Here is a 14174-nt window from a genome sequence, read left to right as displayed (position 1 = left end):
TATGTCCTCATCCAAATCCAATCGTTATTTCAACATTGCCATCGTTGGTGCGACCGGTGCAGTTGGCGAGGTCATGCTTTCTATCCTGGAAGAGCGTGATTTCCCGGTTGCGAAGCTGATTCCTCTTGCTTCGGCGCGCTCGACGGGTGTTCAGATCACTTTCAAGGGCGAGAAGATCAACGTGCTGGACTTGGAGAGCTTTGACCCGCTCGGTGTGGATATTGCGCTGTTTTCGGCTGGCGGAAGCGTATCTAAAGAGTATGCACCGAAGTTTGCTGCTGCCGGCGTGGTGGTGATCGACAATTCTTCCGCGTTTCGTTACGAGGAGGATGTGCCGTTAGTTGTATCCGAGGTGAACCCACATGCGTTGAAGCGGCGGCCACGTGGCATCATCGCCAATCCGAATTGTTCGACGATGCAGCTGATGCCGGTCTTGGCACCTATCCACAGGGAATATCGCATTGAGCGTATCAATGTCGCCACCTATCAATCCGTGTCTGGTGGCGGTCGCTCGGCGCTGGAGGAGTTGGGACAGCAGACTGCACAGTTGTTGGCGTTTCAAGAGATCAACCCACAACGCTTTCCGGTACAGATCGCTTTCAACTTGATTCCACATATCGACGATTTTCAATCCAACGGCTATACCAAAGAGGAGATGAAGTTGGTTTGGGAGACGCAGAAGATCCTTGAGGACAGCAACATTCAGGTGAATCCAACAGCGGTGCGTGTCCCCGTGTTCTTTGGTCACTCCGAAGCGGTCAATATCGAAACGCAAAAGAAAGTCACTCCGGAGCAGGCGCGTGCGTTGCTGGCCAGTGCGCCAGGTGTTGAAGTTGTCGATGAGTGGGAGCCGGGTGGTTATCCGACCCCTGTCACCCACGCTTCCGGTAAAGACCCGGTGTTTGTTGGTCGCATTCGGGAGGATTTCTCGCATCCACGCGGCTTGAACCTGTGGGTGGTGGCCGACAACATTCGTAAGGGGGCCGCGCTTAATGCAATACAGCTTGCTGAACTAGTGACGAGCGAGTCCATTTGAGCATGGTACGATTCGACCTTAGTGGAACGGTATACAGGTGGCGGCGATTGGGTGGCTATTGCCCGTTGTCGTTTGCGCGAGCGGCCATACTGATCGTATTGTGCTCGTTGGATTCAGAATTCCGGCTACACCGGTTATATTGGTGTTCATGAAACCTATGGGCAAGGGCGTATTAAGCCCGGTATATGGCTTGGCTGCCTTGTTTTTAGCGCTGTGCAGCAATGCTGCGTTGGCGCTAGGGCTGGGTGATATTCGTGTGCTTTCCAAGCCAGGTCAGCCGCTGGTAGCAGAGATCCCGGTTATTTCTAACGAGGCCGGCGAGCTTGATGATGTGCGCGTGGCGCTAGCTTCCCCAGAGACCTTCGCCCGGGTTGGATTGGAGCGACCCAACGGTTTCCTCGACGATTTGCAGTTTCAATTCGCCAAGGATGGCCGCGGTCGCGCGGTTGTTCGGGTGACCAGCAGGCAGACGGTGCAGCAGAAGGCAATCAATTTTCTGATTGAAGTGGAGTGGAGACAAGGGCGGTTAGTACGTGAATACTCGGCTCTGGTTGATGCTCCTAATACTGCCGCAGCAATTGCCGAGCCGGCGATCGAGGCGCCTCAGGTGGCTCCTACCAATATCATTGTGCGTCCACAGGTTCCCAGCGTCAGTGTACGTCCTCCCCCCCTTGCCGTACCTGTGCCTGCCCCTGCCACACTCGATGCGGACGATGCGCTGGATACAACGTCAGAGTCAGCTGACGTGTGGGGAGCGAAATCGGATGTAGGTACAGCGGGCGTTGCGCCGGAATCCGATGCCGAACTGGTCACCGTGCAACGCGGCCAAACTTTATCGAAAATCGCTTTGCAGTTGGCGCGCCAGAGTGGGCGTACCCTCGACCAAACCATGCTGGCGCTGTTGCGTACCAATCCGAGTGCCTTCATTGGTGGCAACATCAACTTGCTTAAACAGGGTGTGGTGCTCCGCACGCCCACGCAGGAGGCGTTGAGCGAGCTCGGTGCCGCCGAAGCAAAGGCAATGGTGCGTGAGCAGGCGGCGCAGTGGCGTCAAGCACGTGCAAGCATCCCGCAGCCAGCCGAATCTGGCCCAGGGTCACAGTCGCGCGCCGTTGCCGGTCCCGATACAGCGACCGATCGACTCGAAATCGCGCCGGCCGTACCCGGTGATACGAAGAAGGCTGGCACTATGAGTGGTACCAGTAATGCAAGAGAGGGCGATATGCCGGGTGGGGAGCAATTGCAACAGGCACGCGAAGACATTGCCAGTCGCGACGCTGAGATTCAAGAGCTGCGTTCCCGACTCATCGACTTGGAACAGCTGCGTAAAAAACAGCAGCAATTGATCGCGTTGAAGGATAGCGAGCTGGCGGCAGCGCAACAGCATTTGCCCAAAACCCAGGCGCATAGCAGGTGGGGGGGGGGCTCGATTTGGCTGTTCGGCGGCGCCGCTCTGCTGTTTATCTGCATGGTGTTGTGGTGGGTTTCCCGTCGTCCCAAGCCTTCGCCGTTGCCTCAGTTACCGTCGCGTGGGTTGGACTCGGAGGCATTGGTTGTAGCGTTGCCTGAAAATTCTGCTGCCGTGTCACGGAGTGATTTTTTTGATATGCCTGATCAGGTGGTGCGTGAGGGTGAACGCATACACACTCCAGACCTCGGTCCCGATCGTACCTTGGTTGGTATGTATGCTGCTGCCAATCAGCCTATTCAGCCTCAGACATTCGTCCAGGCGCATGCCGCCAACTTCGCCGGGCAACAGGCGGGGCAGCCTGGGCTTCCGGCAGGGGTGCGCGATCGTCTGGAATTGGCGGTTGCCTATCTTGATTTGGGGGATAAGGAGACCGCGCGCAGTCTCCTGCGTGAAGTGGTGGTCACCGGAGACGATGTTGCCCGTGCCGAAGCAGCAGCGTTACTCAACCAAATTGCATAAACAGGCGATGCCTGTCGGTTGAGGTCCCGTGGCAGGATACGATGATGCGTTACGCGTTGGGCGTAGAGTACGACGGCAGTGAGTTTTTGGGCTGGCAACAGTTGGGTGAGAGGGGGCCTAGCGTACAGGCGACATTGCAGGAGGCCCTGGCTTCAGTGGCCGATGTGCCGGTACGGGTGGTGTGTGCCGGTCGTACGGATGCTGGTGTCCATGGCCAGTGTCAGGTTGTGCATTTCGACAGTGCGGTTGCCCGCCCTTCACGCGGCTGGATGCTGGGTGCTACTGCACGGCTGCCGTCTTCGGTGGCAGTACGCTGGTGTGTGCCGATGTCCGATGATTTCCATGCGCGTTTCTCCGCTTGTGCACGCCGTTATCGCTATCGGCTGTTAAACCGTCAGGTGCGGCCGGCGTTGCAGCGTCAATTCTTGAGCTGGGAGCGGCGCCCGCTGGATGCGTGGGCGATGCATGCTGCTGCGCAGATGCTGCTTGGCGAAAACGACTTCAGTGCGTTTCGCAGTGCGCAGTGTCAGGCGCTGCACGCACGCCGTGAGCTTCAGGCGATTTCGGTACGACGCGATGACGAGGTGATCGAGGTATGTGTCCAGGCCAATGCCTTTCTGCATCATATGGTGCGCAATATCGTGGGATCGTTGATTCTGGTTGGGACTGGCGAACGTCCGATGGAATGGATTGCAACATTGCTTGCAGGGCGTGACCGGACCATGGCCGGACCGACCGCCTCACCGCAAGGTTTGGTTTTTGTCGGGCCCTTGTATCCGGCAAAGTGGTGCTTGCCTACCGAGGTGAGTTTATGAATCGCCTCTCTTACCGTACCCGTATCAAGTTTTGCGGCATGACCCGCGTTGGAGATGTGCGTTTAGCCAGTGAGCTTGGCGTCGATGCGGTGGGACTCATCTTCGCATCTGGTAGCTCTCGTCGGCTGACAGTTGCGCAGGCATCTGCGATACGCCAAACGATTGCGCCGCTGGTCGATGTGGTTGCGCTCTTCCGAAATAACAGTGCCGATGAGATCCACGCCGTTGTGCGCTCGGTGCGTCCAACGTTGCTTCAGTTTCACGGCGAGGAGGAAGACGCATTCTGTCGCACTTTCAACGTGCCGTACCTAAAGGCCATCCCGATGGCGGGTGACGAGGCAAAGCGCATCCGCACGCGGGCCTTGTACTTGAAGTACCCGAATGCGGCTGGCTTCATTTTCGACAGTCATGTTAAGGGTGGCACCGGTGGCACCGGTCAAACGTTCGACTGGTCGCGTGTCCCTGCTGATCTGCACCATCCCTTTCTGCTTGCCGGCGGCATCACCCCGGAAAACGTGTTCGACGCCATCGTTGCTAAGGTGCCTTGGGGCGTAGACGTTTCCAGTGGTATCGAATTGGAGCCGGGCATCAAGGACGGCGACAAGATGCGTCACTTTGTCGAAGCAGTGCGTCGCGCCGACTACCGTACGCTGTTTTGAGTGGCCTGCTGGGGATACCGCATTTACGTTTCGTCATGTGATGACACAGTTTTGATGGTCGGTTGCGCCGGAACGTCATGAAGCGGCCAGGTGGCGTTGGTCATTAGGGGGACGTTGCGATCATCAATGCCAATCCAAGCCAAGGAGTACAGGTGCACGCATGCGATGCGCTGGTACAGTGTGTCCAGGTCCAGTTGCGCACGGCAGCCTGATGACGGGAAATCTCGTCTCATCCTTAACCAGGTAGCGTTGGCGGTTGGCTGCGTGATGGATGAGGAATCACCGGTCTGCAAGTGTGCCTACTGCATGACTGCCTCAAAGACGCATCACGGGTTCAGTAAGGGCATGGGTGTTTCTCTGAACCGGTCGGCGCGAAGAATATCGATTTTTCAGACACTCACGTGCGTTACAGTGACGGCCTGTTTCTGCTGGTGCCGCTCATGTCTGACGTTACTGTTGACTATCATGCTTTCCCTGACGCTTGCGGCCATTTTGGGCGTTACGGCGGCCGTTTTGTTGCTGAAACCTTGATCGGACCGTTGCAGGAACTTGCCAAGGCCTACGATGCTGCGCGTCATGACCCAAATTTCATCGCTGCCTATGACAAGGATCTCAAGGATTACGTGGGCCGACCCAGTCCGATCTACCATGCCGAACGGCTGAGTCGTAAGGTGGGTGGTGCGCAGATTCTGCTGAAGCGTGAGGATCTGAATCACACCGGCGCGCACAAAATCAACAACACCATTGGCCAGGCGTTGCTGGCAGCACGCATGGGCAAGACCCGCATCATTGCCGAGACGGGTGCCGGTCAGCATGGCGTCGCCAGTGCCACTGTCGCGGCGCGTTTAGGCTTGGAGTGCGTGGTGTATATGGGGGCCACGGATATCGAGCGGCAGAAGATCAACGTGTATCGGATGCAATTGCTGGGTGCGACGGTGGTACCGGTGACCTCCGGCTCGGCCACGCTTAAGGATGCACTCAACGAAGCGATGCGTGACTGGGTCAGTAATGTGGAGCACACGTTTTATATCATTGGTACCGTTGCTGGCCCGGATCCGTATCCGCGTATGGTGCGTGACTTCAACGCCATCGTTGGCCGCGAAGCACGTGCGCAAATGATCGAAGATTATGGCCGCTTACCGGATGCAATCACCGCTTGCGTTGGCGGTGGCAGTAATGCGATTGGCTTGTTCCATGCTTTCCTCAACGACGCTTCGGTGAGTATCTACGGCGCTGAGGCGGCTGGAGACGGTATCGCGACGGGTCGCCACGCGGCCTCGATCGTTGCTGGTCGTCCGGGCGTGTTGCATGGTAATCGCACCTATGTCATCTGCGACGATGATGGTCAAATCATCGAAACGCATTCGGTGTCGGCCGGCTTGGATTATCCGGGTGTCGGTCCTGAGCATGCCTTCCTGGCTGACAGCGGCCGTGCGCAGTATGTCGGCATTACCGACGATGAGGCGTTGACTGCATTCCATCTGCTTGCACATACCGAAGGCATCCTTGCTGCATTGGAATCCAGTCACGCCGTGGCCCAGGCCATCACGCTGGCACGTGATCTTCCGAAGGACGCCTTGGTGCTGTGTAACTTGTCCGGTCGTGGTGATAAGGATGTACACACCATCGCCGCGCGTGAAGGTGTACGTGTCTGAGATGTGTTGGGTATGCGTCAATGCGGGGGGGCTAGGTGATGGCATCGGACCTATTACCTGGTGGATACCGGATGATGATGCCGCGCTATTAATGACTTGTTTGAATTTCCAAATGTCCCGAGACTTCGATGCATCGTATAGACGAAACCTTCCGCCGCTTAAGGACGCAATCACGCAAGGCGTTGATTCCTTTCATCACAGCGGGTGATCCATCCTTGGAGGCGGCTGTTCCGGTCATGCATGCGCTGGTGCGCGCTGGGGCCGATGTGATCGAGTTGGGCGTGCCGTTTTCGGATCCGATGGCCGATGGTCCCGTGATTCAGCACAGTTCCGAACGTGCGTTGCAGCGTGGTGTTGGGTTGACCTACGTGTTGCAGACAGTCCACGTGTTCCGTCAGAACGATGCAGTGACGCCGGTGGTCTTGATGGGCTACCTCAATCCGTTGGAAATCTATGGCATCGTGCGTTTCGCACAGCGTGCGGTGGCTTCTGGGGTCGATGGGGTGCTGCTCGTGGATCTTCCTCCGGAAGAGGCGGACGAAATCCGGACAATCTTCTCGGCGGCTGGTTTGGCACTGATCGTGTTGGCGTCTCCGACGACCCCTGCACCCCGTTTAGCCATGCTGAGCGAGGTGGCTCGGGGGTACTTGTACTACGTGAGCTTTGCTGGCGTGACCGGTGCTGACCGGCTCGATGCCCACTCAGCCAGTGAGCGTCTGCGTCAATTGCGTGCCCAGACTCAAATTCCTGTGGTCGCCGGCTTTGGCATCAAGGACGCGGCCAGTGCTGCAACGATGGCGGTGGATGCTGACGGAGTGGTGGTTGGCAGTGCATTGGTGACGGTCTTGAGTGATGCTCCGGACGTGTGCATCGCATGCGAGCGTGCCGAAACGTTTTTGGCACCGTTGCGTCAGGCGTTGGATGTGGTGAAGTAGGTCGTTGGCCTCAATCCGGGTACGGTTGGATGCCATTCCCAGCCTGGAGGTTGGTCAGCATCCATGCGGAGTGCTGTTTGTCTGGGGCTTTGCTCGGTCTGCGTCTATTGGGAGCGCGTAACGCGTAAGTCATGTGCATCGTCCGCTGGCGTGATCCAGCAGTGATGCAGGTCAGCGTGATATCCCAGCACTTTAAGCAATGTGATCCATGCTTGTCAGATAGCATCCTTGCGTCACTTGATGCGGTGATGTTGGTTTCCTTCCTTTGAGATGCGTAGGGTGGGATACACGTGCTTTAGATCAGTGTCACTGTCGGGCCAATAGGGCCCTTTATTGTTTCTTGTCCAGACTTGCTGAGCGTACAGTGCCGGTTTCGGACGAGGTGTCCGTTGCGTTTGCTTTGGGGGCTGACGGGAGCGGAGATGGGTATGTCATCTTTACTCATGCGATATCACCTGTGGCCGCAATGGCCGCGGATGTTCCGGAATGCGTGATCAGTGTCGCAGCATTCGGGTGAGTAGACGTGGATGACGTTTTGCCCTCCATCTTTGTGTGGTATGTAGGGACTCGGTACAGGCGGTACAGTGAAGACGACATCCTATGGCAGGCAATGTCGTGTGCTGGGATGCCAATGCGGCAGGTGTGGCTGCCACATTGCCGGGGCCTTTGAGTCATTATCATCACTCTGGGGGAGTTGCAGCACGCCGTTTCCCGCTCCGCGGCGCTTTAACGTCTTGAACGTTGATGCTTGAGTCGGCAGACTCTCCTGGTAACCAGGAACGTACTCATGGATTGGCTCGAAAAATGTTTATTGTTTACTATCGAGTGACTGTCGTTATGATCGTCTCGATACTTGGGATGTTCGTCATTCCAAGGATGCAAGACGACCCTTCATTTGCTGGCATATTTTATATCCTGCGTTGGGTGCCTTATGTCTGGTTTTTGTCGGCGCTGATGTATCTCTTTTTCGCTAAGTATCAACAACGACAGGCCCGACATCGACTATGGCAGATCCAACAGGGCTATGGAGTCATATGTCCACGTTGTGGTGGGCCGTTGGATATGGGGGGCAAGCCCATTCCTTACGACCCCGATCAGACCTGCTTGGCCTGTGAGAAATATACTAACGAGCGTCACTATCGCTAGGGTTATTCTGGGTGATGTCGTTGTTTAGATCAGCTTTGTCCATCGGATGCCGCATGATGCGCTAAGGGTAGTACAGCGTCAGATGGGGCAACGGCTTGCAGCACGTCCACTGAGATAACGAACCAGTCGCTGTATTCCTCTTGGCAGGGGCGGCATTGCGTGGTTTTCATGATCCCGATGGTTGATGGTGCAGCGGCCTTTCTGGAGTTGGTCGACATGTTTTCATTGGGACCGATGTTGGTCTGTCATATGGAGACGTACCGCGTTTCCCGATCCCCGCCGCTGGGATGCATTGACGGCATGACAGTACTCAGAGATGCCCGATGTTCAATCAGTTGCTTCCAGCGCCTGATCCAGTCGTTCTACGGCGATGACCTCCATGTCCTTCATGGCACTTGCTTTGGGGGCATTGGCTTTCGGCACGATCGCGCGTTTGAAGCCGTGCGTCGCTGCTTCCCTGAGGCGTTCTTCGCCGTTAGGCACCGGGCGGATTTCACCGGACAAGCCCACTTCACCAAAGGCGATGGTCTTTTCGGGCAGCGCCCGGTTGCATAACGAAGACCGTACCGCCAGCAGTACCGGGAGATCTGCGGCTGTCTCTTGTACGCGGATTCCGCCGACGATGTTGATGAATACGTCTTGGTCGCCGATGACGACGTTGCCGTGACGGTGCAACACGGCCAACAGCATCGCCAGCCGGTTTTGTTCTAGCCCCACGGTGACCCGGCGTGGATTGGACAGGGGGGAGGGATCGACCAGGGCTTGTACCTCGACCATCAAGGGGCGGGTGCCCTCACGTGTCACCATCACACAGCTACCTGGTTGGTGGCTGTTTCTGCCGGATAAGAACATGGCTGATGGATTGGAGACTTCTTTCAAGCCTTTCTCGCCCATCGCAAACACGCCTAGTTCGTTGACTGCTCCGAAGCGGTTTTTGAACGCCCGCAGTAGGCGGAAGCGGCTACCGCTTTCACCCTCGAAATACAGCACCGCGTCGACCATGTGTTCGAGCACGCGAGGGCCGGCGATCCCGCCCTCTTTGGTGACATGGCCGACCAGGAACACGGTCGTGCCGGTTTCTTTGGCGTAGCGCACCAACTGCGCGGCGCTTTCGCGTACTTGGCTGACCGAACCGGGTGCGGCGGTCAGTGTTTCGGTCCACAGGGTTTGCACTGAATCGGCGACGATCAGTCGTGGTCGTGCTGTGCTGGCGTGCTGTAGGATCGATTCGATCCCGGTCTCGGCGAGCGCGTTTAAACCTTCTAAGGGTAGATCCAGGCGTACCGCACGACCGGCGACTTGCGCCAGCGATTCCTCGCCGGTCACATACAGTGTCGGCAGTGTGCCGGCCATCCGTGCTAATGCTTGCAGCAGGAGCGTCGACTTGCCGATGCCAGGATCGCCGCCAATCAACACCACTGCGCCTTCAACCAGGCCGCCGCCGAGGACACGATCGAACTCACCGATGCCGGTAGACACCCGTACTTGCTCGCTGTGCTGAATGTCCTGCAATGCCGTGATCTTGGGTGGGTCGATCTTGCCGGTCCAGTTGCTGTGCTGCATGGCTGGATGCTTGACTGATCCTGTGTTTCCCAAGGTGATTTGGCTTAAGCGATTCCACGTGCCGCATTCGGTGCACTGTCCCTGCCATTTGCTGTATTCGGCGCCGCATTCGGTGCAGACGTAGGCGATCCTGGCTTTGCTTGTGGTGCTTTTGGCCATCCGTTCTTCCTCATCAATCGGTACGCCGCATCGGCTGGCGTGGGCACACTTGTTATGTGGATTAAATCATCGCTGATTGCCTGATTAATTTCTAAAAATTTCAGGAAATGCGAGCGATTTTTTCTCTTGATTTGTCAAGATATATGGGTTCTTAATAATGGAGTTACTTCAAAAACAAGGATTTTTTCAATGATTAAATCCTGGATATTCGAGCAGCTCAATATCTCAGATGATGCAGATCCGGTGCACTTTGATGCATTAGCGTGCTCTAAAGAATATGCCTGGCGCAGCGAATTATGGGCGCAGGCCGAGGCGCTGGGGTTTCATGGCATCTTTTTCAGCGAGCACCATTTCAGTGGTTTACGTGCTTGTCCCGCGCCAAGCTTGTTTGCGGCGTGGGTGGCGGCGCGTAGCCAGCATCTGCGTATCGGCGTGCTCGGCTGGGTCTTGCCGCTATGGCAACCGTGGCGTTTTCTTGAACAGGTGGGTGTCCTTGATCAGCTCAGTCAAGGGCGCGTTGAGATAGGGGTCGCTCGTGGTTCGTCTGTGCAGGAGGCGGCTGCGGTTGGTATTGCTGAGGTCGACATCGTGCCGATGTACTGTGAGGCACTGGACATCCTCGAGCAGGCTTGGCTGAACCCCTGTTTGTCGTACCGTGGCCGCTACTGGTCATTCGAGCAGCTTGGTATGGTGCCACGGCCATTGCAACATCCTTCCCCGCCGATTTGGGCGACTGTGCGTAGTACTGAAGCGGCGGCAGAAGCCGCAAAGCGTGGACACCGCTTGTGTACCGGTTTTTTGGACACGGATGCCGTGGTGCGTTTGTTCGATGTTTATCGTGAGATGACAGGGCACAGGTACACCGCAGAACGATTGGCGATTCGCCGTTGCATCTTTGTTGCCAAGACTGAAGGACGCGCACGCGAACATGCCAGGGCTGCCCAGGCACAGATGCCATCAATTCTGGACGATGACATCGTCGTTGGTACACCGGCGCAGGTGACTGAGCAGATTCTGTTGCAACTTGGACGCACTGGTGCTGCAAATATCGTCGGTTTCTTCGCTGGTCATCGCCACGATCCTGACGCGGTGCGCACCTCTTGCCGTTTATTTGGCGAATATGTCATTCCTGCATTGCAGGCCGCATCTGTCTGATGCTTTCACGTCTGAGACATGTATTGCGATTATTGCGATGTGCCATCGTCCTTTTTGATGCATACGGCAACTACAGCAGCAGTTTCTGTTTGGCAACGCTCTGTTGTGTCTTCATCTAAATCTATTGTCTTTAAAACTTTTTTTGGGGTGTGATGGAACCGTTGTGGCGTGAATTTCTGAACGATGTTGGCCATGATTCCGAAAGCAGAGACGAACAGCTGCGGTGTGGAGTGTTTTGAAGTGCTGAAGGTCATTGCAGCGATGCCAGCCGTTGCTTGCAGTGCCGATTCATTGGGTGCTTGGTGTGTCGGGATGACCGAGGTACCTGCTGGTTGCCAGAGAGTCTCTGATGTGAGCGTTGCTCATGGAGTTGGAACGGCGTGCAATGACAGCATCGACTCTGAAGCGATGGCCGCAGCAATCAGAAAACGGGCCGTGCTGACGTTTGTGTGGAACCAATATCTTCCTACCAGCAACAGCACTTGCATGGATGGGATGATGGCACTGTTTACTTCGGCGTTGCCTCCACTGTCCGTCGTTACGTCGTGGTGATATGCGCCATGACTCATGGGACTGACTACACTGTAATAAGCCAATGTGATCAGTCATTCCAAGTGGATTGCCGCGGTGTGGCGGATCCATCAGCCTCATGAACGTTGATCACAGGCTCTAAGCGCTATGAGTGGCCGTGAGCTGTCCATACCGGCAAGCACAGCTACCACACTGGATGCAGTCTGTGGAGGCCGGGGTTGTAATGCGGGCCTTTACTTTGACCAAGCGTGATACTGATCCCGATCTTGTGGGGCGTGCCTTCATCGTTGTAATAAGTTTTGCATGTGTTGAGGTTGACGGCCTGCCAGTTGCTGGTGCCGCCGTGGTTGGAATAGCCCACGCCGGTAGTGACTGCACCGGACAGTTGACCTTCGCAGGTGGGTTGACGGATGAAGACACTGTTTCTTTTATCAGTGGTTGCGGCAGGTATGCCGCTGGTGTCGCCATAGTAGGTTCCAGGAGGATTTGTGTTGCTGCTGGAGTCAGAGCGGTATTGGATGGGTGTCTGCGGCAGGCTCAGGTTGAGGCTCGAAGCTCCGTTGGTGTGTTGAGCCGTGACGGTCGTTCCGGATTGGGCCAGGACGGACCCGCTGGAGAGCAGACTGAAGAGAAGGATGGGGTGGGCTTTCATTGCTGTCGGGTTCTGGTAGAACAGGGCGATTCCTGTCGAGGAGTGTATCTAAGCTGGCCATCGAAGCTTGAATGTCAGCCATGAGTGTTCTGGATATTTCTGAAAGCAGGGATCCATAGATTGACTCAACCCTGCGCAAGCACGAGTTCGATTAACTGATGGCCATAGCGTGCCAGTTTGCTGCTGCCGATACCGCTGACTTGGGCCAGTGCATTGAGGCTGGTAGGGCGTTGTTCAGCAATATGACGCAAGGTGCTGTCATGGAAGATGACGAATGCTGGCACGTTTTGTTCTTTGGCCAGCTGTGCACGTAAGCCATGCAGGGCATTGAACAGTGCCAGATCTTCCGGGAGGACTGACAGTCCGCTGCGTTGCCCGGCGCGGTCGCGTTCCCGTATGGCCTGATCGCGACGCATCATCACTTGGCGTTCGCCTTTGAGGACTGCACGGCTTGTCTCGGTCAGACGCAAGCCGCCATGGCCTTCGTTATCAACCTCCAGCAGGCTTGCGGCGATGAGCTGGCGAAATACACTGCGCCAACTGCGTTCATTCACGTTGCGGCCGATGCCGTAGGTGCTGAGTTGGTCATGGCCGAGTTGCAAGACTTTTTCGCTCTTACTCCCACGCAGGATGTCGATCAAGTGTCCGGCGCCGAAGCGCTGCCCAGTCCGGTAGACGCAACTCAACGCCTTTTGCGAGAGAACGCTGGCATCCCAGGCGATGTCTGGGGTCAGACAGTTGTCGCAGTTGCCACAAGGCTGTGGATAGGTTTCGCCGAAGCTAGCCAGTAGCATTTGGCGGCGGCACTGCATTGACTCGCAGTAGCCCAGTAGGTGATCAAGCTTGGCGCGTTCCACACACTTGCGTGCTTCGCTGGCTTCGCCTTGCTCGATCATTTGTTTGAGCAGTACGACGTCTCCCAGGCCGTAGCACATCCATGCTTCTGCGGCTTCGCCATCGCGGCCGGCACGGCCGGTTTCTTGGTAGTAACCCTCCATTGACTTGGGAAGGTCGATGTGAGCGACAAAGCGTACATCAGGTTTGTTGATGCCCATGCCGAAGGCAATGGTGGCACACATCACAATACCGTCTTCATGCAGAAAGCAGCGTTGGTGCTTGGCACGCATTTCGGCTGGCAAGCCGGCATGATAAGGCAGCGCGTTGTAGCCTTGGGTACGCAGGTATGCGGCGATCTCTTCGGCCTTGCGTCGTGACATGGTGTAGACAATGCCGGCTGCGTTGCGATGGCGGTCCAGGAATTCCTGCAGTTGGCGGCGCATATTGTTTTTCTGCACGACCGTGTAGCGGATGTTGGGGCGGTCGAATGAACTGATGAAGTGATGCGCGTGACTCAGGTCGAGGCGTTCAGCAATCTCGCGTTGGGTGGGTGGGGCGGCGGTGGCCGTCAGTGCAATCCGCGGTACGTGTGGCCAGCGCTCGTGAAGCACGGTGAGTTGACGGTATTCGGGACGGAAATCGTGGCCCCACTGTGAGACGCAATGGGCCTCGTCGATTGCGAACAGGGCGATGTGGCTACGTTCTAGCAGCGATAAAAAATGTCCAGTGAGTAACCGTTCCGGAGCGATATACAGCAGGTCCAGCTCCCCGGTGAGCAGGGCGTGCTCGATCCGCTTGGCTTCCGTGGCATCCAGGGTCGAGTTGAGATATTCGGCGCGTATGCCAAGCTGACGCAGGGTCTCGACTTGGTCTTGCATCAGTGCAATCAGTGGTGAGATGACCAAGCCGATGCCGTTGCGCAGCAGCGAAGGCACTTGGTAGCACAGTGACTTGCCGCCCCCAGTGGGCATCAGTACCAAGGCGTCGTAGCCGGCAGCGACGTGTTCGATGATGGCCTGCTGAGGGCCGCGGAAGGTGTCGTAGCCGAAGACGCGCTGTAGAACTGCATGAGTGGCGGAAGACATGCTCATTAGAATATCG

The 14174-nt window shown here is 56.6% G+C and carries 15 protein-coding genes; 9 read left to right on the top strand and 6 right to left on the bottom strand.

What is annotated here, in order from left to right:
- Nucleotide 1 precedes the first annotated feature (1 nt).
- From PLS229_RS08610 to PLS229_RS08595, 4 genes are all read left to right on the top strand, one after another.
- Nucleotides 2–1036, top strand: a complete 1035-nt coding sequence (locus PLS229_RS08610; protein WP_038271511.1) for an aspartate-semialdehyde dehydrogenase — start codon at nt 2–4, stop codon at nt 1034–1036.
- Nucleotides 1037–1193: 157 nt separating this feature from the next.
- The gene (locus tag PLS229_RS08605; RefSeq protein ID WP_038271510.1) at nt 1194–2966 is read left to right on the top strand and encodes a motility hub landmark protein FimV; all 1773 of its coding nucleotides are present in this window, start codon (nt 1194–1196) and stop codon (nt 2964–2966) included.
- 44 nt (nt 2967–3010) lie between these two features.
- Nucleotides 3011–3781, top strand: coding sequence for a tRNA pseudouridine(38-40) synthase TruA (truA, locus tag PLS229_RS08600; protein WP_038271509.1), 771 nt, complete (start codon nt 3011–3013; stop codon nt 3779–3781).
- Nucleotides 3778–4440: a phosphoribosylanthranilate isomerase gene (locus PLS229_RS08595; protein ID WP_038271508.1), complete on the top strand. Its 663-nt coding sequence runs from the start codon at nt 3778–3780 to the stop codon at nt 4438–4440. The genes truA and PLS229_RS08595 overlap by 4 nt, the downstream gene beginning before the upstream one ends.
- A gap of 23 nt (nt 4441–4463) precedes the next feature.
- Here the strand turns inward: PLS229_RS08595 and PLS229_RS11980 are convergent, their stop codons facing one another.
- Complete coding sequence (locus tag PLS229_RS11980) at nt 4464–4673, bottom strand: hypothetical protein (RefSeq protein WP_038271507.1); 210 nt, start codon at nt 4671–4673, stop codon at nt 4464–4466.
- A 207-nt stretch (nt 4674–4880) separates the two neighbouring features.
- Here PLS229_RS11980 and trpB point away from each other — a divergent pair, with 207 nt between their 5' ends.
- The 3 genes from trpB (at nt 4881) to PLS229_RS08580 (ending at nt 8176) form a co-directional block, all read left to right on the top strand.
- Entirely contained in the window at nt 4881–6095 is a 1215-nt protein-coding gene (trpB, locus tag PLS229_RS08590) for a tryptophan synthase subunit beta (protein WP_038271531.1), read from the top strand.
- A 128-nt stretch (nt 6096–6223) separates the two neighbouring features.
- Nucleotides 6224–7030, top strand: coding sequence for a tryptophan synthase subunit alpha (gene trpA / locus PLS229_RS08585; RefSeq protein ID WP_038271506.1), 807 nt, complete (start codon nt 6224–6226; stop codon nt 7028–7030).
- 744 nt (nt 7031–7774) lie between these two features.
- A complete protein-coding gene (locus tag PLS229_RS08580; RefSeq protein WP_038271505.1) occupies nt 7775–8176 on the top strand; it encodes a hypothetical protein in 402 nt (133 codons plus the stop codon).
- Between the two features lie 29 nt (nt 8177–8205).
- Here the strand turns inward: PLS229_RS08580 and PLS229_RS08575 are convergent, their stop codons facing one another.
- Nucleotides 8206–8346 carry a hypothetical protein gene (locus tag PLS229_RS08575; RefSeq protein ID WP_171898055.1) on the bottom strand — a complete coding sequence of 47 codons (141 nt, stop codon included), beginning with the start codon at nt 8344–8346 and terminating at the stop codon, nt 8206–8208.
- Nucleotides 8347–8503: 157 nt separating this feature from the next.
- Nucleotides 8504–9898 (bottom strand): DNA repair protein RadA, encoded by a 1395-nt coding sequence (radA, locus tag PLS229_RS08570; protein WP_038271504.1) that lies wholly within the window; start codon nt 9896–9898, stop codon nt 8504–8506.
- A 189-nt stretch (nt 9899–10087) separates the two neighbouring features.
- On the opposite strand from radA, the gene PLS229_RS08565 reads away from it, so the two are divergent.
- Nucleotides 10088–11053 (top strand): LLM class flavin-dependent oxidoreductase, encoded by a 966-nt coding sequence (locus tag PLS229_RS08565; protein WP_038271502.1) that lies wholly within the window; start codon nt 10088–10090, stop codon nt 11051–11053.
- 29 nt (nt 11054–11082) lie between these two features.
- On the opposite strand, the gene PLS229_RS08560 is transcribed toward PLS229_RS08565, so the two are convergent.
- Nucleotides 11083–11247: a hypothetical protein gene (locus PLS229_RS08560; protein ID WP_160199308.1), complete on the bottom strand. Its 165-nt coding sequence runs from the start codon at nt 11245–11247 to the stop codon at nt 11083–11085.
- On the opposite strand from PLS229_RS08560, the gene PLS229_RS08555 reads away from it, so the two are divergent.
- Nucleotides 11246–11605 (top strand): hypothetical protein, encoded by a 360-nt coding sequence (locus PLS229_RS08555; RefSeq protein ID WP_152536628.1) that lies wholly within the window; start codon nt 11246–11248, stop codon nt 11603–11605. The two genes, PLS229_RS08560 and PLS229_RS08555, sit on opposite strands and share 2 nt — an antisense overlap.
- 163 nt (nt 11606–11768) lie before the next feature.
- Here PLS229_RS08555 and PLS229_RS08550 read toward each other — a convergent pair whose 3' ends face one another.
- Complete coding sequence (locus PLS229_RS08550; protein ID WP_038271498.1) at nt 11769–12236, bottom strand: hypothetical protein; 468 nt, start codon at nt 12234–12236, stop codon at nt 11769–11771.
- A 125-nt stretch (nt 12237–12361) separates the two neighbouring features.
- Nucleotides 12362–14158 (bottom strand): DNA helicase RecQ, encoded by a 1797-nt coding sequence (recQ, locus tag PLS229_RS08545; RefSeq protein WP_038271497.1) that lies wholly within the window; start codon nt 14156–14158, stop codon nt 12362–12364.
- Between the last annotated feature and the right edge of the window lie 16 nt (nt 14159–14174).

The organism is Xylella taiwanensis (assembly GCF_013177435.1).
Classification (GTDB): domain Bacteria; phylum Pseudomonadota; class Gammaproteobacteria; order Xanthomonadales; family Xanthomonadaceae; genus Xylella; species Xylella taiwanensis.
The sequence above is the reverse complement of the archived record's forward strand: the minus strand, read 5'-3'. Positions and strand labels throughout refer to the sequence as shown.